This is a genomic window from Microcoleus sp. Pol12B5, from assembly GCF_036701335.1.
In the GTDB taxonomy this organism is placed as follows: Bacteria; Cyanobacteriota; Cyanobacteriia; order Cyanobacteriales; family Microcoleaceae; genus Microcoleus.
The window spans coordinates 18,118-36,380 of the sequence record NZ_JAUBQQ010000009.1 but is presented as its reverse complement, the minus strand read 5'-3'; the positions used below and the strand labels follow the sequence as shown (position 1 = coordinate 36,380).

Sequence of the window (18,263 nt, the reverse complement as noted above, 5' to 3'; positions counted from 1 at the left end):
CAAAATCTCGAAAGCCAATTAGCCGAAACAGTAGCGAAGTCAAGTTACGAAAGTTTACAGCAGCAGTTGAGTGAACGTGAAAGTTCGATCGCTTCTTTGCAGCAGCAATTCGCTACCGAAAAGCAAAATCTCGAAAGCCAATTAGCCGAAACAGTAGCGAAGTCAAGTTACGAAAGTTTACAGCAGCAGTTGAGTGAACGCGAAAGTTCGATCGCTTCTTTGCAGCAGCAATTCGCTACCGAAAAGCAAAATCTCGAAAGCCAATTAGCTGAAACAGTAGCGAAGTCAAGTTACGAAAGTTTACAGCAGCAGTTGAATGAACGCGAAAGTTCGATCGCTTCTTTGCAGCAGCAATTCGCTGAAAAAGAACACCGGGAACACGAGTTTCAGCAACAGCTAGCCGAAAAATCCAGCGCTCTGGAATCTTTGCAGCAGCAATTCGCTGAAAAAGAACACCGGGAACACGAGTTTCAGCAACAGCTAGGCGAAAAATCCAGTGCTCTGGAATCTTTGCAGCAGCAATTGGCCCAAAGAGAACACCGAGAACACGAGTTTCAGCAACAACTAGGCGAAAAATCCAGTGCTTTGGAATCTTTGCAGCAACAGCTAGGCGAAAAATCCAGTGCTCTGGAATCTTTGCAGCAGCAATTGGCCCAAAGAGAACACCGGGAACACGAGTTTCAGCAACAGCTAGCCGAAAAATCTAGTGAGCTGGAATCTTTGCAGCAACAGCTAGGCGAAAAATCCGGTGCTCTGGAATCTTTGCAGCAGCAATTCGCCACCGAAAAGCAAAATCTCGAAAGCCAATTCCAGGAAACCGTGTCAAAGTCGAGTTACGAATCTTTACAGCACGAGTTAGCAGAAAAGTCAAGTGTGATCGGCGACTTCCAAGTTAAAATGGCCAAGTTGCAATATCTGGAAAATGAATTGAGCCAGAGTGCAGCGATACAGCGAAATTACGACGCTTTGCAGCAACAGTCTCAAGAACAGCTAAGAACCATCAAAGCTTTGCGGGAACAGCTAGCTCAAATGCAGGCTGTGGCTGGGATTGGCGAAGCTTATCTCAACAAGTGGCGGCGTCCATGATTCTCCAATCGGCTACGGCAAAAACTCGGGTTGCTTGGGGCGATCCGGCTGCACCTTACCTCTGAAATGTCCTGTCAACTCAGACTCCTTCCTCTTGTAGCGATAGATTTCAACCTGTCGCTACAAGAGCTTTTTATTGCAAAATATGAGCATACTATTAAGAAATATTACAATAAATAAATTATGAGAGGCGATCGCACCCCTGAGAGCAAATCCAATCCAGCAGACACTAAGGGCCGCGTCACGGTAATTGGAGGCGGCATCGGTGGGCTGACAGCAGCAGCCCTGCTAGCCCGCAGAGGATACAAAGTGCTAGTCTTAGACCAGGCGATCGTCCCCGGCGGATGCGCTTCCACCTTCAAACGCAAAGGCTTTACCTTCGATGTCGGCGCCACGCAGGTTGCAGGATTGGAACCCGGAGGCATTCACCACCGAATTTTCTCAGAATTAGATATAGAACTTCCCGCAGCCACACCCTGTGATCCCGCTTGTGCGGTGTTTTTGCCGGGAGAAACCGCACCGATTAGCGTGTGGCGTGATCCGCAAAAGTGGCAGGAAGAAAGGCAGCGGCAGTTTCCCGGAAGCGAACCTTTTTGGCAATTATTGTCTGCTTTGTTCAAAGCTAGCTGGAACTTTCAAGGGCGCGATCCAGTTTTACCACCCAGAAACTTATGGGATTTCTGGCAATTAATTCAAGCAGTTCGCCCCGATACTCTAATTACTTTGCCTTTCACTTTTATGACAGTGGGAGATGCTTTGCGGCTTTGCGGGTTGGGCGACAATTTGCGCTTGAAAACTTTTCTGGATTTGCAGTTAAAGTTGTATTCTCAAGTTGATACCGAAGAAACGGCGCTACTTTACGCGGCGACGGCTTTAGGAGTTTCGCAAGAGCCACAGGGATTGTATCATTTAGAAGGAAGTATGCAGGTATTGAGCGATCGACTTGTAGAGGCGATCGCACGAGACGGCGGCAAAGTTTTGTTGCGGCATACAGTTGAAAGTATTGTCACCGCCAACGGCAAAGCCACCGGTACAGTGATTCGCAATCAAAAAACAGGCGAAGTTTGGACAGAAACCGCCGATCGCATTGTTGCCAACGTGACCGCGCAAAATCTAGTAAAATTGATGTCAAGCGAGCCGATTGTCGAAAATTCAACAGATAGTTTATCTGTTAAATCAGAGAATTTAGAGGCAAACAACCAACTCCCAAATCAAATGGCAGGCTACAAATATCGAGTTGATAAATTGCCGCCCGCATCCGGTGCATTTGTCATATATTTGGGAGTCCATGAAAGCGCAATTCCAGAAAATTGTCCGCCGCACCTTCAGTTTCTCTACGATTACGAAGGCGAGATTGGGGAGAATAATTCATTATTTGTTTCAGTCAGCCATCCGGGCGATGGCCGAGCACCGGAGGGAATGGCGACAATTATCGCTTCGTCATTTACTGATACTCGAATATGGTGGAATTCGGTTGATTATGAAGGATTAAAGCAAAAATATACGGTCGGGGCGATCGCCCGTTTGAGCGAATATTTCAATTTGACGCCAAAGTCGATCGTACACAAAGAAGCCGCCACACCCCGCACCTTTGCCCGCTACACAGCGAGAGATAGAGGCGTTGTGGGTGGCATCGGACAGCGAATACCAACCTTCGGTCCCTTTGGATTTGCCAATCGCACACCAATTAAAAACTTGTGGTTAGTAGGCGACTCCACCCATCCCGGAGAAGGAACTGCTGGTGTTTCTTATTCTGCTTTAACAGTAGTCCGGCAAATGGAAGCCACCTCTAAAATCTAAGAGGACACGGCAATGCCGTTTCCCTACGCCAAAAATAATTAATCGCGCGAGAGATGTAACTATCGCGCGATTAATTTTAGGGAATAGTTAACAGTTAACAGTCAACAGTCAACCATCATTCCAGTGTCACCGGAATAGATATCAACTACATTCTCTGACTACTTGATAGAAATCTTTGCGCCCACAGCTTCAAGCTGTTTCTTCATTTCTTCAGCAGCTTCCTTAGCAATAGCTTCCTTAACTGCCTTCGGTGCGGCTTCTACCAAGTCTTTGGCTTCCTTCAGGCCCAGACCGGTAATTGCGCGGACTTCCTTCAGAATAGCGATTTTCTTGTCAGCAGGAACTTCTTCGAGCATGACAGTAAACTCGGTTTGCTCTTCTACGGGTTCAGCAGCGGCTCCACCACCTGTACCGGGCATCATCATCATGCCGCCTACAGGAGCAGCAGCGCTGACGCCGAAAGCTTCTTCAATTTGCTTGACCAATTCAGAAGCTTCGAGCAAAGTCAGAGACTTAAGTTTTTCCAAGATTTCATCAGTTGCAGTAGACATTCGTTAAACTCCTAGTTCAATTGTAGGTTTGGGATTTCGGATTTGAGATTTGCTCATTCATCATTAGTTCTTTGTCTCCAGTTTTCTATCTATTGCTAAATACTAATGACTGAGGACTAATGACTAATTACTAATGACTTACACAGATGCGCTTTCTGCTTCCGCTTCTGGTTGCGCTTCTGGTTGTGCTTCTGCTGTTACTTCTGCTGAATCGCCGTCTTTTTCAGCATAAGCTTTAAGACCGCGAGCGATCGAAGTAGGAACTTGATTGATACCCACAGCCAACTTGGTTGCGACACCGTTGAGAGCGCCAGCAATTTGAGCCATGAGTTGTTCTTTCGACGGCAGCTCGGCTAATGCTTTAACATCAGCTTCTTTCAGTACCCGTCCTTCCATTACGCCGCCCCGAAGTTCTGTCTTCTTAGAGACTTTTTGGAATTCTTGGTAAGCTTTAATCGCGCCGCCAATATCTTCTTGCACGAACAGAAACGCCGACGTACCGGTCAGCAATTCTTGTATCGGCTGCCAGGTTTCGTTGCCTTCAACAGCAATTCGCATCAGCGTGTTTTTTGCCACTTGGCAACTGCTGCCTTTCGGACGCAAACGCCGACGCAAATCTGTGATTTCAGCAACACTTAAGCCCCTGTAGTCGATCGCGATTACCAGTTGAGATTCGCTCAAGGTTTGCTTGAGGTCTGCAATAATCTCATTTTTTACTGCTAAACTTTTGCCCATACTTATTTCACCTCCTTTTAGGATCGAAAACTGCCCACCAAAAACCCCGACCTTATAGCCGGGGCAGAGAATTAAAAATTAACAAGTCACAATTAAAAATACAAAATTTCTAATCTTTGAGTCTTGAGTTTTTATTTCTTCAGCCTCGGCAGGAAATTAAGCGATCGGCACCTGCGGTCTTCAGCTTATTGATTTTTGATTAGGCTATCATCAGAAGGCAGAGATTAGCAAGGGTCTGGCGTAAGTCTTGTGAGAGATTTACACAGACAGCCGAAGCTGTCTTTTACCTTCTGCCTTCTGCTTAATTCTGTACTAGGCAGCATCAAGTTTGGTATCGCGCAGAGCACTGATATCGACTTCGATCGACGGGCCCATTGTTGCGGATACGTACAAACTGCGCCAGTAGCGACCTTTAGCACCAGAAGGACGGTTGCGGTCAACAGTTTCTTGCAAAGCATGAAGGTTGACGAGCAAATCTTCCGCTGAGAAAGCTGCCTTGCCAAACATAACATGAACGATGCCAGTTCGATCGGCACGGAATTCTAGTTTACCACCTTTAAACTCGTTGATCGCCTGAGCAATGTCAGTCGTCACCGTGCCACCTTTCGGAGAAGGCATCAAACCGCGCGGGCCCAACAACCGACCCAATTTTGCCACCAACGGCATCACATCTGGGGTAGCAATCAGGCAGTCGAAGTCCATCATGCCCTTCTGAATTTCATCGATCAACTCTTCAGAACCAGCAATATCCGCGCCGGCATTTAGAGCTTCTTTAACTTTTTCGCCCTTAGCAATCACCGCAATTCTGACTACTTGACCAGTTCCTTTTGGTAGCGATACAGTTGTCCGCAACTGTTGGTCAGTATATTTCGGGTCAATTCCCAAACGGATGTGAGCTTCAGCAGCTTCGCCAAACTTAGCGGTTGCTGTTTCTTTCAAAAGTTGCAGAGCTTCCAGCGGTAGATAAGGTCTGTCTTCAACTTTCTTTTGAAGTTCTTGCAGTCTTCGCGATACTTTCTTTGCCATTGTTATCTCCTGGGGTCAGTCGATTTTAGATTTTAGATTTTAGATTTTAGATTGAACCTATCGGACAATCTTAAAATCTACCCGTTTTCGGTTACTAGCGAAGCTTTGCTTCTCCCCCTGAACCGACTTAGGATTTGCGATTTGAGCTTGAAGATTTTAGCTTCAAAATCCTGAATTACTGACAACTGCCAACTGTCAACTGACAACTGACAACTGACTTTAATCCGCGATCGCCACGCCCATATTTTTAGCCGTTCCTGCCACAATTTTCATTGCAGCCTCAACATCATTAGCATTGAGGTCAGGCATTTTGGTTTCAGCGATTTCTCGTAACTGAGCCTGTGTAATCGTCCCTACTTGCTTGCGATTAGGTTCTCCCGAACCTTTAGCAATGCCAGCGGCTTTTTGAATCAAAACTGAAGCCGGCGGAGTTTTGAGAATAAACGTAAAACTGCGGTCTTCAAAAACCGAAATTTCTACCGGAACCACCAGACCCGCTTGGTCTGCGGTTCTAGCATTGTACTCCTTGCAAAACATCATAATATTGACGCCGTGCTGACCCAGAGCTGGGCCGATCGGAGGAGCTGGGTTGGCTTTTCCCGCCGTAATCGCCAACTTAATTACTGCAACAACTTTCTTTGCCATTAGTTAGTTCTGTTTCTGAACCTGATTGAACTCCAATTCTACAGGCGTATCGCGCCCAAAAATCGAGAGTAAAACTTTGAGCTTGTTTCGTTCCGGGCTAACTTCAATCACATCACCTTCAAAATCCTTAAACGGCCCGGAAAGTACCACAACGTGGTCTCCAGCAGACATCGATACTTTGACAACTGGTTCTGATTCCTGAGCGTTTCTGAAGATCCGTTCTACTTCCGAATGACTCAGAGGTAGCGGTTTGACGTGACCCCTGCCGCGCCCGTAGCGGCGTTTCTGCTCTGCCCCGACAAAATTAATTACATTCGGGGTATTCTTGATCACCTGCCACGTATCCTCGTCCATAAACATACGGATGAGTACGTAGCCGGGAAAGATTTTTTCATCTGACTGCCGCCTGGAACCGTCTTTGCCGACTTTGATTGCCGGAGTTTGCGGAATTTCGACTTGAACGATGCGATCGGCAACATCCAAAGTTTGAATCCGCTGCTGCAAGTTTGCCTTCACGCGCTTTTCGCAGCCAGAGGCAACTTGAACAGCATACCAGCGAGCATCAATCTCCGGCACCTCTGGCGATGCTGCCTGTCCCGTCGCTTCTGTGGAATACTCAGATTCTTCTGATGCAAAAGTCATGGCCCAAACACCTTTCCCGCGCCCCAGTTAAAGAAGTTATCCACCAAATAAATCAGGCTTGCTGAGAGGATTACCATCAAAAGCACGGCCAAAGACTCGCTGATTAGCTGCTGCCTGCTGGGCCAAACCACTTTGTCGAGTTCTTCTCTAGTTTCCTTAAAAAAACCCGTAGGGTTAAACCCAGGCGCCGTTATTTCTTGAGTTTCTTGAGCTTCGTCTTTTTTCGCCACGATTCAATCCCCCTTGCGATTTTAGATTTTAGATTTTAGATTTTAGATGGTGTGAGTGGCCCGCGGCTCTCAGATTTTGTGACACTAACCACTTACGCCCAAGTCCCAAATCTCAAATCTAAAGCCACGACTTTTTTACAAGCCCAACCCATCAACGGCGTAAATGCCGATCGCCGAAACCGATGATCGAGAAGCCACACCGAGCATTTGTTGATGGCATTTTTTGCGAACCGCCCACAAAAATTAATTCTACCCGAAAGTTTGCGGTTTTGACTGTTGCCAGCCAATAGTCCGGGCGCTTTCGGGCAGAATTTAAAGTTTGGTGATTCAGCGCGCCCTGGAGGACTTGAACCCCCGACATCAGGTTTTGGAGACCTGCGTTCTACCAACTGAACTAAGAGCGCACAGGTGAGGTTGCTGAAATTCGCTTAACCTCTAGATTTCTATTTTAACACAGTGCGCTCGTAAATGGAAAACTTTTTTTTGATTTTTTTCAATTTCCCATGAATCATGAACCAAGGGAAAGCTGGGTGCATTCCTACAGGGAGCGATCGAACCGCTGTTTGACACGAGTAGCTTTGCCCACCCGATCGCGCAGGTAGTAAAGTTTTGCTCTGCGGACTTTCCCGCGGCGCATCACTTGGATCGTAGCGATGCGGGGCGAGTGAATCAAAAACACCCGTTCCACTCCGACGCCCTGAAATACGCGGCGGACGGTGATTGTTTCATTAATCCCGCCGTTACGCATGGCAATCACAGTCCCTTCGTAGGGCTGAACCCGTTCTTTGTTACCCTCTTTAATTCTTACGCCGACTCGCACTGTGTCGCCGACGTAAATTTCGGGAACTTGTTTATTAAGTTCTTGCTTGACTCTATTTATTTCTTCCGTTTCGATAGAACGGATTATTTCTGCGCCTTTCATCGGATTTACCAAAACTCACAATCCCTTATCATATATCGAAATGCCCGTTTTATGTCAAAAAATTTCTATGTTAGATACCTCTGGGGTCGTATTTCTGCAACTGGGGGCAATGGCCGCACTCGCCTTGTACGTCGCCGCCAACTTGGGGGCCAACGATGTCGCTAACTCGATGGGGACATCCGTAGGCTCGAAGGCGCTAACGCTGCGGCAGGCAATAATTGTTGCAGGCATACTGGAATTTTCCGGCGCAGTGCTGTTCGGCCAAGGAGTTTCCGAAACTCTGGCAACAGGAGTTGTGAATGCACAAGTGTTCGCGGCCCAACCGCAAGTATTTTTAATCGGGATGGTGTCAGTGCTGATAGCTTGCGGGATATGGCTGCAAATAGCTACCAGTCGAGGTTTGCCGGTTTCTTCATCTCATGCAGTGGTGGGCGCGATCGCGGGTTTTAGCTGTGTTGCAGCCGGAATTAATGCAGTTGATTGGCGAACCATCGGCACCATCTCCCTAACTTGGGTGGCGACACCTGTTGCTAGCGGTGCTTTAGCCGCACTATTTTACAGTGTGGTGAAGTATTCGATTCTTGATCGGCCAGATCCTCTATCTCAAATGCGCGAGTGGATACCTTGGCTGAGTGCAGCAATGCTGAGCGTATTTGGGATAATTGTACTGCCGTCTGTTGTGAATGTCGCTTTGGTGCAGACAGGGGCGATCGCCGCCGCCCAGGATAGATTTGGCTGGAATCTTCCAATTCACGATTTTGTCATTGGCATCGGGAGTATTGGGGCGATCGGCCTCACATTCAATAGCTGGAAAAAATTAGAATCAGTTGAGAAGGAAGAAGAAAGAAGGAAGAAGGAAGAAGGAAGAAGGAAGAAGGAAGAAGGAAGAAGTACAAACACAAACTCTCCCACTCTCCCACTCTCCCCCCCTCCCACTCCGACACTCCCCCACACTCTCATCGAGCAACAAATGGCAAGATTTCAAGTCTTGAGCGCCTGTTTTGTAGCATTTGCCCACGGTTCCAACGACGTAGGCAATGCAGTTGCTCCCCTAGCTGCGATCGCCTACATCCGGCGCACAGGTTCCTTTCCCCTAGAGGATTTCAGCGTGCCCCTGTGGATTTTAGTCGTCGGAGGCGCAGGAATAGTCATCGGTTTAGCCATCTGGGGCAAAAATGTAATTGCCACAGTCGGCGAAAAGATCATCGAACTCCAACCAAGCGGCGGATTTTGCGCGGAATTAGCCACAGCCACCACAGTCTTGCTAGCATCCCGCTTCGGTTTGCCAGTTTCCACATCCCACGCTTTAGTCGGTGCAGTCGTCGGAGTCGGGCTGATCAAAGCTTGGAAAACAGTACGCTTGGAAACTTTGCTGTCAATTGGTTCGGCTTGGCTGGTGACAATTCCGATCGCAGGAGCTTTGGGTGCTATTATTTTCACCATCGCGCAATCCATTGGGCAATTTTAGATTTGAGATGAATGGTGCAACCGGAATTGATAAAATTCATCTGCGTTAATCTGTGTTTATCTGCCCTCATCTGCGGTTTTAAAAAGAGAATGTAAACCGCAGATGACAAGGGATTGACGCTGATTCACGCAGATAAAGATCAGATTCAGGACGAATAGCGCTTTCGCACATCAAACCCGGTTGCGGCACACCAGCACGCGGGCTCCTCAATCACTTAATTCCTTCTCCAAGCAATGCTTTAGCTGTTGAGCCAGCACCTCGACCCCTGGCTTTCTCAACATAGTAAGATGATTCCCAGGAACTCTAATCACCTCTACTTTTTGGGTCGTTAATTCGCTCCAGCCAAGAGTCGAATCTTGATGACTCATGCTTAGCTGTTCCCTCGATCTAAACAGAGTAATTCGCTGCGGATAAAATTTCGGTATATAGCTGAGAGTTGCTTGACTATTAGCCTGAAATACAGTAAACATTGAGGGAATTGCCAGCTCGCGCCAGTTGTGTTTTGTTGACTCCTGAGATAGGATGCTAACCATAACTGCCTGTTTCCAATTCCAGCGATGCAAAAAATTAGCTGCCAAATTAAGCATCTTATTTAATTTCGGAAATTTGGCCGCAATACCGCCACTTTGAAAATTTTCTGCAGCAGCCACCAAGCGAAAATAATCTACTACAAAAGGCCATATAGAGCGCGAAACAGTAGTCATAATAAACTTGCAACCGTCCCAAAAAGAAGGTTTATTAGCAGAAACCGGCGCTAAAGTATCTAGCACAGCAAGTAAAGCCACTTCATCCCCCGCTGCGAGCAACTGTTGAGCCATCTCAAAAGCAACCAAACCTCCAAAAGACCAGCCTCCTAAAAAATAAGGCCCTTTTGGTTGAACGGTACGCAAGGCTGCGATGTAGTCAGCCGCCATGTCTTCAATGCTAGTTAACGGAGAACTTTCGCCGTCAATACCCTTTGGCTGCAGCCCGTAAAACGGTTGATTTTCTCCTAGCCCAAAGGCTAACTCGCAATAAGGAAATACAACGCCAAAGATGGGATGGACGCAGAAGAACGGGGGATTTTTACCGCGAGGCTTAATTGCAACTAAAGGCGACCATTCCAAAAAATTTGTTCCTGAATATAGCGAATCGGCTAAACCTTCAATTGTCGGATTTAAAAAAAGAGCAGATAGCGGCAACTCGCGCTCAAATTGCTGGTTAATCTCATTGATGAGGCGGATTGCCAGCAGGGAATCTCCACCCAAATCGAAGAAGTTGTCGCGAATGCCAACGTACTCTGCGTTGAGGATTGTGGCCCAAATGTGGGCCAGGGTTGACTCGGTTGGTGTGCGAGGTGCAATGCAGCTTTTATCTATTGAATTGCTAGTTAGAGTTCCCGGTGCAGGTAGGCGCAGGCGGTCAATTTTGCCATTGGGAGTTAGGGGCAGAAAATCGATCGCCACAAAAGCACTGGGAATCATGTAATTGGGCAGTTGTTGTTTGAGGAAATTGCGTATTTCTCCCGGATTAAGCGTCTGGTGATTGGGGACGACATAAGCAACTAGGCGTTTGTTGCCAGACAAATCATCCACAGCAACCGCCGCTGTTTCTTTTACTGCTGGATGCTGAACCAGCAGCGCTTCAATTTCTCCCAATTCTATTCGATAACCGCGAATTTTTACCTGTTCGTCAGTGCGGCCTAAAAAGTCAATATTGCCGTCGGGAAAATAGCGAGCTAAGTCACCAGTTTTATAAATTCGTTCTCCTGCTTTCTGGCTAAAGGGATTAGCAATAAATCTCTCGGCGGTTAATTCGGGGCGGTTCAGGTAGCCTCGCGCCAATCCGCTGCCGCCGATGTACAATTCACCGGGAATTCCAAGGGGTACAGGCTGTAAATTTTTATCTAAAATATAGAGTTGAGTGTTAGCTATTGGGCGGCCAATGGGCGGTTTTCTGCAATCGCCAATTTCGGCAAAACTTGACCAGACTGTCGCTTCTGTAGGGCCGTAAGCGTTAAAAAATCTGCGCCGGGAAGCCCAGCGTTTAACAATATCCGGGGAACAAGATTCGCCAGCACAGATAATTGTTTGCAGTGCGGGAAGTTCGGCGTTTGGAAGGACAGCTAGCAGCGAGGGCGGGAGGGTAGCGTGGGTAATAGCATTGTCCTGCAAAAATTGGATTAATGTTTGTCCGGGCAACAAAGATTCTTTCTTGGCACAGTAAAGTGTTGCTCCGGTTCCCAAGGCCATGACAATCTCAAAGATTGAGGCATCAAAACTTAGGGAGGCAAATTGCAAAATGCGGTGATTTGAGTTTAAGTTAAAAGCTTCTCTTTGAGCTAGGGCTAAGTTGTAAAGTCCCCCATGTTCGATTAAAACGCCTTTGGGTTTTCCGGTTGAACCAGATGTGTAAATGACGTAGGCTAGGTTTTCTGGTATGATATTTGTAGTTAAATTTTTAGAGCTTTGTCTGGCGATAATTTCTCTGTCGGAGTCCAAACAAACTACTGAAAAAACTCCGTAATTTTCCGGCTGCGTCAAGTTGTTTGCTAAGTGCTGCTGAGTTATCAAAATCGACACCTGAGCATCTCCTAACATGAAGTTAAGTCGCTCTTGAGGATAAGTTGGATCTAAAGGTAGGTAGGCTGCGCCTGCTTTGATAATGCCTAGCAATCCGACGATCGCATCTAAGGAACGTTCTACACAAAGGCCCACTAAAACTTCTGGTGCTGCTCCCAATTGCTGCAAGTAATGTGCAAGTTGGTTGGCTCGGCTGTTGAGTTGGCGGTAGGTTAACTGCTGGTTTTCAAAGACGGCGGCGACAGCATCGGGCTCACGCGCGACTCGCTCTTCAAATAGCTGATGGAAACACTGGTTTTGCGGATAATCTCTCTGAGTGTCATTCCAATCGATTAATAATTGCTGGTATTCTGCCGCTGTCAGCAAAGCCAAGTCGCTGAGGCGCTGTTTGGGATTGGCAACAATGGCTTCGAGCAGCGTTTGGAAATGTCCCGCCATGCGCGCAATTGTGGCGCTATCAAATAAATCTGTGCTGTAGACAAATTGCCCTTGAATACTTCCTGCATTTTCCCACAAGTGGCACTCTAAATCGAGCTTGGCGGTTCCTGCGTCAAAGTCGATCGCCTCTCCAACGATCCCCGGCAATTCTAGCGCTGCTACAGGAGTGTTTTGCAGGCTGAAACTAACTTGAAATAGGGGGTTACGACTCAACTCGCGATCGGGGTGCAATTCCTCAACCAACTTCTCGAAGGGCAAATCTTGGTGAGCGTAGGCTGCCATTGCGACGTTTTTTACCCGATGCAATAGTTCCCGAAAAGTTGGGTTTCCTGATAAATCTGCACGCAGCACTAAACTGTTGACAAAAAAACCGATTAATGCTTCTATTTCGCTCAGGTTGCGATTGGCGATCGGCGTTCCTACTGCAATATCTACTTGTCCTGTATAGCGGTACAGCAAAGTTTGAAAAGCGGCTAGTAGAGTGATAAATAAAGTCGCGCTTTCTTGCTGGCTCAATGACTTTAGCGCCTCGCTCAAAGCAGGTGATAGTGTTATAAATTGTTTAGCGCCGCGGTAGGAGGGAACGGCTGGTCTTTGCCTGTCTGTCGGTAGATTGAGTGTGGTAATTCCGTTTAACTGCTGCCGCCAATAAGCTAACTGAGTTTCTAATACTTCGCCCTGCAACCATTGGTGCTGCCATTCTGCAAAGTCGGCGTACTGCACGGGCAGTGCTGGCAAGTGCGAGATCCCATTTTTTACAAATGCTGTGTATAGCGTTCCCAGCTCTCGAACTAGCACTCCAATCGACCAACCATCAGCCACAATATGATGTAAATTGAGCAACAATATATATTCTGTTTCACTGAGTTGTAACAGCGTTACTTTGAATAACGGTCCGGCGGCTAAATCGAAAGGGCATTGCGCTGCATCGGTTGCGAGTTGCAGCGCTGCGGTTTCCTGCTGATTTGGCGATAGATTTTGTAAGTCAATTGTGGGGAGAGATACGGTGAGAATGGGAGCAATAATTTGTACGAGTTCCCCTTCCAAAAGCGTAAATGTGGTGCGTAAAGTTTCGTGCCTCTGCACAATTTCGTTGAAGGTTTGCTCTAAGGATCTTAAGTTGAGGGAACCTGTTAAGCGGAGCGCTGTTGAGACATTGTAGAAAGGATTGCCCGGTGCTAATTGATTGAGGAACCAAAGCCGCTGCTGAGCAAATGAGGCCGGGAAGACGAAAACATCTGTTTCTTGCTGCATATTTCTCTAAAGTGTACCCTGTTCAACAGCGCTCATTTTTATTTAATTTCTTGATTAAAAGATGATAGCTTCCTCCGCCGACTATCGCGCGAAATCGGCACTAAAGCCGGAGCTTCACTTTTAGCATTCTTATCTTTTAAACTCTCCACAATCTTAGATAATTCTGCAATTGTCGGTGCTTCAAAAACGCGGCGCAAAGACAACTCTACCCCGAAAGCATCTCGCACTCTAGAAACAAGCTGAGTCGCCAGCAGCGAATGGCCTCCTAATTCAAAGAAATTGTCCCGGATACCCACTCGCTTTATCCCCAAAACCTCAGCCCAAATTTTCACTAAAACTTCCTCAATAGAAGTCTGAGGCGCAACATAACCGCCAGCCCATTCTAACTTAATCGGCTGCGGTGCAGGCAAAGCGAGGCGATCGACCTTTCCGTTAGCCGTCACCGGTAGCGACTCCAGCACCACAAAAGCCGACGGAACCATATATTCAGGCAGTTTTTCTGCTAGATAAGCCTGCAACTGTGGCACTAATTTACGCGCTGCTTTAGCTTGTAAGGGATTGTTAGCATAAGAGCGCCAAGGACGCAAGCTATCGCTTCGGGCTTCTCGCACAAAATCTCTAATTTCGCCCCGTGCAAACACTACATCGTAGCGCCCTTGACCGTCGGAATTAGACCAACTAATATTAACATTATACGGAACTTCTAAACCATACCACGCTTCGGGATCGACTCCTAAATCCTCGACTTTTTCCACTGCTTTCTGCAACTGACCTGCTGTTGGAAATTTATCGACAACAGACAGCAATTCTGCCGCCTTAACTGCTGCCATTACCCGCGCATTAGGCACATTAGCAATTCTTAAAAAATCGACTTGATTTTGCAATAATATTTGTTGCACCTTGGTAACAGTCAGATTCTGATTTTCTTCCAACCAATCCAGCCGTTTTTCTGCGACATCCTCCCCTTTTAGCGATGATTTTGGGCGTGCTGTTTCAGACGCAATATGCAAAATAGCATTGTACCGGAAATTAGTTAACTCATTGTGATAACTACCGCGAATTAATTGAATCTCTACGGCGCCAATCTGCGGAAAGCGGTGCTTTAATGCGATAAAAAAATCTGGTTCAATAACTAACTCTGTTTCTTGAAAAATTTGCATTTGTACTCGCTGCTGCAACTGTTCGCCCGCGAGAGAAGGTTCGGCTTGATACAGTTGTACCGAAGCGTGGAAAGCTGCCAGCAACGGCAAGCTGCGGACATCTCCGATGAAGATAAAGCCGCCGGGAGCAGTTGCTTTCACCGCACCTTCTAGCACCTGCACGAGATAGTCGATATTCGGGAAATATTGCACGACAGAGTTGAGAACTACTGCGTCAAAAGCTGCTGTCTCTACTCCTTCAAAGTCAGTCGCCATTTTCTGAAGCAGCGTTACATTAGCTAACTCTTGATTTGCCAAGTGCTGCCGAATATAGTTGAGCGAAATAGGTGAAAAGTCTGTTCCGCAATATTGAGTGCAGCGAGAGGCAATTTGGAACAGCAACAAACCTGTGCCGCAGCCAATTTCTAACACTCGGCTAGGCTGCAAAGCTAAAATTTGGGCGGCTTGATTGTTCGCCCAGTCGCGCATCTGTTCTGCTGGGATTGGCTGATTAGTATAACTGCTATTCCAGCCGACAATATTAAATGTTGGATCTGAGTCAACAGCAGGTTGATTGTAAGTTTCATTGTAGAGCATTTGCCACTGCAAAACCTGTTCGTCCTGCAATTGCATTATTTGGTTTTTTTCGCGGGCAACGCTATATTCTGGATTCAGGGCAATATAAGCTACTAAACGTTTATCTCCCTGTCCATCTTCCGAAGCTATTGCTACAGTTTGCTGCACGGCCGGATGTTGAGTTAATAGTGTCTCGATTTCTCCTAATTCGAGGCGGAAACCGCGGATTTTTACTTGTTCGTCAATGCGTCCTAAAAATTCAAGGTTGCGATCGCCTCTGTAGCGCACTAAGTCGCCGGTTTTGTAAATTCGCTCTCCTGAATTTGGTTGAAAAGGATTGGGAATAAAGCTTTGTGCGGTTAAATCTGGGCGGTTGAGGTAGCCGCGAGCGAGTCCGTTTCCGCCGATGTACAATTCGCCAACAACCCCCATTGGTACGGGCTGCAAATATTTGTCTAATATGTAGATTTGAGTGTTAGCAATGGGGCGGCCAATTGTCGGGGCGATGTCTGTTTGCTCTGTTACAGGAATATAACCGGAAGTTGTGACGACGGTGTTCTCGGTTGGGCCGTAATTATTTACTAGCTTAAATGGATGGGATTTTAAAGGATGTTGTTGCAGTTTTTCGCCGCCTGCGAGCAAGATTCGCAACGCTGTTGTTTGAGGCCAATCTAATAGCAAAACTTTCTCGGCTAAAGGTGTTGGCAAAAAGCTAATGGTGATTTCTTGTGATACTAACCAGTTTTGCAGTTTTTCAGGATCTCGCCTGATGTCATCTTCTGGAAAGTATATGCTAGCTCCCGCGGCGAGATAAGGCCAAATTTCCCACCCGCAAGCATCAAAGCCGATCGCAGCAATTTGCGTGGCTCGATCGCCCGCTGACACCCCAAACTCTCTTTGATGCCAAAAAACGAGATTTAACAAGCTCCCGTGCTCAATTTCCACTCCTTTCGGCTTTCCCGTGGAACCGGAGGTGTAAATCGCGTAAACCAGATTTTCGGCTGTCGCTGCGCTGGTGAGATTGTCGGCGATTTCTTGGGAAATCATCTCCCAGTCTGTGTCTAAACAAACTATCTGTAAATTGGGCGAGCGCAAATTCTCTACCCATTGCTGCTGAGTTAACACAACAGATAATTGAGCATCTTTTACCATAAAGCTCGATCGCTCAGCAGGATAGCTCGGATCTAAAATTAAGTAAGCTCCTCCCGCTTTCAGGATACCCAACATCCCCACGATCAGATCGAGCGATCGCCCGCAGCAAAGCCCGACTAAAACTTCCGCCCCAACCCCCATTTTTTGCAGATAACGTGCTAGTTGGTTGCTGCGGAGATTGAGCTGCTGGTAGGTGACTCGCTCCTCTCCAAATACCAGCGCCACCGCATCCGGTGTCCGATCTGCCTGCATTTCAAATAGTTGATGGATGCACAAATTTTGCGGATAATCCGCCTGAGTATTGTTGCATTCAACTAACAAACGATCGCGCTCTTGGGCGCTCAAATATTGCAAGTTTGCTATGCGCTGTTCGGGATTTGCCACAATGCTTTCTAACAAGGTTTGAAAATGCCCGATCAGGCGGGTAATCGTAGCTTCATCAAATAAATCGGCGCTGTAAATAACCATGCCGCTGATGCCTTCGGAGCTATCAACCCACAGCTTATTGCTGGGCGATTGGTTGCTTCCCGAGCTGTTGGGCGATCGCTCCCACAAATGAAACTCCAAATCAAACCGCGCTGTACCCACATCTAACTGCTGCGGGCTGAGTGTTAATTCTGGCAATTCTAAATGATTCCCCGGCGCGTTTTGCAGCGCAAACGCCACCTGAAATAACGGATTTTGGTTCAACGCGCGATCGGGGTGCAGTTCTTCTACTAACTTCTCAAACGGCAAATCTTGGTGAGCGTAAGCTCCTAATGCTACCTCTTTGACTCGGTTTAAAAGTTCCCGAAAAGTTGGATTTCCCGACAAATCTGTACGCAACACCAAACTGTTGACAAAAAACCCGATTAATGATTCAATTTCACTGCGGTTGCGATTGGCGATCGGCGAACCTACAACAATATCTTCTTGCTGCGCGTAATGGTAAAGCAACGTTTTAAAAGCTGCCAGCATTGTCATAAACAGCGTCACTCCTTCGCGCTGGCTCAACGTTTCTAAAGCCTCGCTCAGTTGTTTTGGCAGTTGCAAAAATTGCCTTTTGCCTCGGTAACTTTGAATTGCTGGCCTGGGTCTATCCGCAGGCAAATTTAGCATAGAAATGCCGTTTAACTGCTGCCTCCAGTAAGCAAGCTGCGTTTCTAAAACTTCCCCTTGCAGCCATTCGCGCTGCCATTTTGCAAAATCAGCATACTGGATCGACAAAGCCGGTAAAGGCGAAGCTTTTTCGCTAGCAAATGCCGTGTAAAGTGCGCCTAATTCCTGAATAAGCACTCCGATAGACCAACCATCGGAGACAATGTGGTGCATATTCAGCATTAGTAAATATTCGGCATCATCTAACTGCAATAATGTGACTCGCAGCAACAAGTCAGTGGACAAATTGAAAGACCGTTGAGCTTCCTCAGCCGTGAGCCGGTTTGCTTCAGTTTGTCGAGATTCCTTTGGCAAATTTCGCAAGTCCACTACATTAATCGGGAGGTGGAAAGCAGCAGCTATTCTCTGAACAGGTTGGCCCGAAACTACTGCTAAAGTCGTGCGTAAAGCTTCGTGGCGGCGCACAATTTCATTGAAGGTTTGTTGCAGCGCCGAAAAATTGAGCGAACCTGTCAAACGCAATGCTGCGGGAACATTATAAAAAGGATTGTTCGGTACTAATTGGTCGAGAAACCACAAGCGCTGCTGTGCAAAGGAAAGCGCTAGATTTCCGTCCCGCCCCAGAGGAACAATCGGTGTAGGAGTGAAACTAGAAGTACGATTAGCTGCTTTTAAAAAAGAAATAATTTCGGCTTTTTTCTGAGAAATTTCTGCCCGTAGTTCGGGGGTAATAATTCCTTCAGGAGCGTTGCAGCGCAGGATCTCGCCCTCAACAAAAATATTAATATCTAGACTGCGAAGATAAGATAAAAACTCAACTAACTCCACCGTGACAGAATCTCTGGTATTTGGTGATGAACTCGATATTTTTGGCTCGGGCATTTTGAGTCATCCTGTCATTACTTGGGCAAATTAATAAATGAAATTCCACCAGCGCACA

Annotated in this window: 12 protein-coding genes, 1 tRNA gene, 1 pseudogene and 1 other annotated feature; of the genes and pseudogenes, 3 read left to right on the top strand and 11 right to left on the bottom strand. The window is 47.0% G+C overall.

Annotated elements, in window-relative coordinates:
• A pseudogene (locus tag QUA24_RS07345) lies at positions 1-1,086 on the top strand (CopG family transcriptional regulator); the annotation flags it as partial.
• A gap of 183 nt (positions 1,087-1,269) precedes the next feature.
• Positions 1,270-2,886 (top strand): FAD-dependent oxidoreductase, encoded by a 1,617-nt coding sequence (locus QUA24_RS07340; protein ID WP_333228452.1) that lies wholly within the window; start codon positions 1,270-1,272, stop codon positions 2,884-2,886.
• Positions 2,887-3,044: 158 nt separating this feature from the next.
• Here the strand turns inward: QUA24_RS07340 and rplL are convergent, their stop codons facing one another.
• From rplL to rplS, 9 genes are all read right to left on the bottom strand, one after another.
• Positions 3,045-3,437, bottom strand: coding sequence for a 50S ribosomal protein L7/L12 (gene rplL / locus QUA24_RS07335; protein ID WP_333037133.1), 393 nt, complete (start codon positions 3,435-3,437; stop codon positions 3,045-3,047).
• 138 nt (positions 3,438-3,575) lie between these two features.
• Entirely contained in the window at positions 3,576-4,172 is a 597-nt protein-coding gene (rplJ, locus tag QUA24_RS07330) for a 50S ribosomal protein L10 (protein WP_333228450.1), read from the bottom strand.
• A gap of 29 nt (positions 4,173-4,201) precedes the next feature.
• Positions 4,202-4,374: a sequence feature (ribosomal protein L10 leader region), on the bottom strand.
• Positions 4,375-4,484: 110 nt separating this feature from the next.
• Positions 4,485-5,198 carry a 50S ribosomal protein L1 gene (rplA, locus tag QUA24_RS07325; RefSeq protein WP_190663916.1) on the bottom strand — a complete coding sequence of 238 codons (714 nt, stop codon included), beginning with the start codon at positions 5,196-5,198 and terminating at the stop codon, positions 4,485-4,487.
• 219 nt (positions 5,199-5,417) lie between these two features.
• Entirely contained in the window at positions 5,418-5,843 is a 426-nt protein-coding gene (gene rplK / locus QUA24_RS07320) for a 50S ribosomal protein L11 (RefSeq protein WP_006635588.1), read from the bottom strand.
• Between the two features lie 3 nt (positions 5,844-5,846).
• Positions 5,847-6,485: a transcription termination/antitermination protein NusG gene (nusG, locus tag QUA24_RS07315; RefSeq protein WP_172186535.1), complete on the bottom strand. Its 639-nt coding sequence runs from the start codon at positions 6,483-6,485 to the stop codon at positions 5,847-5,849.
• Positions 6,482-6,715, bottom strand: a complete 234-nt coding sequence (gene secE / locus QUA24_RS07310) for a preprotein translocase subunit SecE (protein WP_333166850.1) — start codon at positions 6,713-6,715, stop codon at positions 6,482-6,484. Before secE ends, nusG begins: the two co-directional genes overlap by 4 nt.
• A gap of 151 nt (positions 6,716-6,866) precedes the next feature.
• Positions 6,867-7,076 (bottom strand): hypothetical protein, encoded by a 210-nt coding sequence (locus QUA24_RS07305; protein ID WP_333054361.1) that lies wholly within the window; start codon positions 7,074-7,076, stop codon positions 6,867-6,869.
• Positions 7,047-7,119: transfer RNA gene (locus QUA24_RS07300), tRNA-Trp, on the bottom strand. Before QUA24_RS07300 ends, QUA24_RS07305 begins: the two co-directional genes overlap by 30 nt.
• A gap of 134 nt (positions 7,120-7,253) precedes the next feature.
• A complete protein-coding gene (gene rplS / locus QUA24_RS07295; protein WP_242721249.1) occupies positions 7,254-7,637 on the bottom strand; it encodes a 50S ribosomal protein L19 in 384 nt (127 codons plus the stop codon).
• 67 nt (positions 7,638-7,704) lie between these two features.
• Here rplS and QUA24_RS07290 point away from each other — a divergent pair, with 67 nt between their 5' ends.
• On the top strand, positions 7,705-9,105 hold the full coding sequence (locus QUA24_RS07290; protein ID WP_445242587.1) for an inorganic phosphate transporter: 1,401 nt from the start codon (positions 7,705-7,707) through the stop codon (positions 9,103-9,105).
• A 206-nt stretch (positions 9,106-9,311) separates the two neighbouring features.
• On the opposite strand, the gene QUA24_RS07285 is transcribed toward QUA24_RS07290, so the two are convergent.
• Positions 9,312-13,358 carry an amino acid adenylation domain-containing protein gene (locus QUA24_RS07285; protein ID WP_333228445.1) on the bottom strand — a complete coding sequence of 1,349 codons (4,047 nt, stop codon included), beginning with the start codon at positions 13,356-13,358 and terminating at the stop codon, positions 9,312-9,314.
• 38 nt (positions 13,359-13,396) lie between these two features.
• On the bottom strand, positions 13,397-18,205 hold the full coding sequence (locus QUA24_RS07280; RefSeq protein ID WP_333228443.1) for an amino acid adenylation domain-containing protein: 4,809 nt from the start codon (positions 18,203-18,205) through the stop codon (positions 13,397-13,399).
• Positions 18,206-18,263 lie beyond the last annotated feature (58 nt).

Bases quoted from the DNA above. Each gene is read 5' to 3' on its own strand.
- QUA24_RS07340 (WP_333228452.1), top strand. From the start codon at position 1,270: ATGAGAGGCGATCGCACCCCTGAGAGCAAATCCAATCCAGCAGACACT.
- rplL (WP_333037133.1), bottom strand. From the start codon at position 3,437: ATGTCTACTGCAACTGATGAAATCTTGGAAAAACTTAAGTCTCTGACT.
- rplJ (WP_333228450.1), bottom strand. From the start codon at position 4,172: ATGGGCAAAAGTTTAGCAGTAAAAAATGAGATTATTGCAGACCTCAAG.
- rplA (WP_190663916.1), bottom strand. From the start codon at position 5,198: ATGGCAAAGAAAGTATCGCGAAGACTGCAAGAACTTCAAAAGAAAGTT.
- rplK (WP_006635588.1), bottom strand. From the start codon at position 5,843: ATGGCAAAGAAAGTTGTTGCAGTAATTAAGTTGGCGATTACGGCGGGA.
- nusG (WP_172186535.1), bottom strand. From the start codon at position 6,485: ATGACTTTTGCATCAGAAGAATCTGAGTATTCCACAGAAGCGACGGGA.
- QUA24_RS07305 (WP_333054361.1), bottom strand. From the start codon at position 7,076: ATGTCGGGGGTTCAAGTCCTCCAGGGCGCGCTGAATCACCAAACTTTA.
- rplS (WP_242721249.1), bottom strand. From the start codon at position 7,637: ATGAAAGGCGCAGAAATAATCCGTTCTATCGAAACGGAAGAAATAAAT.
- QUA24_RS07290 (WP_445242587.1), top strand. From the start codon at position 7,705: ATGTTAGATACCTCTGGGGTCGTATTTCTGCAACTGGGGGCAATGGCC.
- QUA24_RS07285 (WP_333228445.1), bottom strand. From the start codon at position 13,358: ATGCAGCAAGAAACAGATGTTTTCGTCTTCCCGGCCTCATTTGCTCAG.
- QUA24_RS07280 (WP_333228443.1), bottom strand. From the start codon at position 18,205: ATGCCCGAGCCAAAAATATCGAGTTCATCACCAAATACCAGAGATTCT.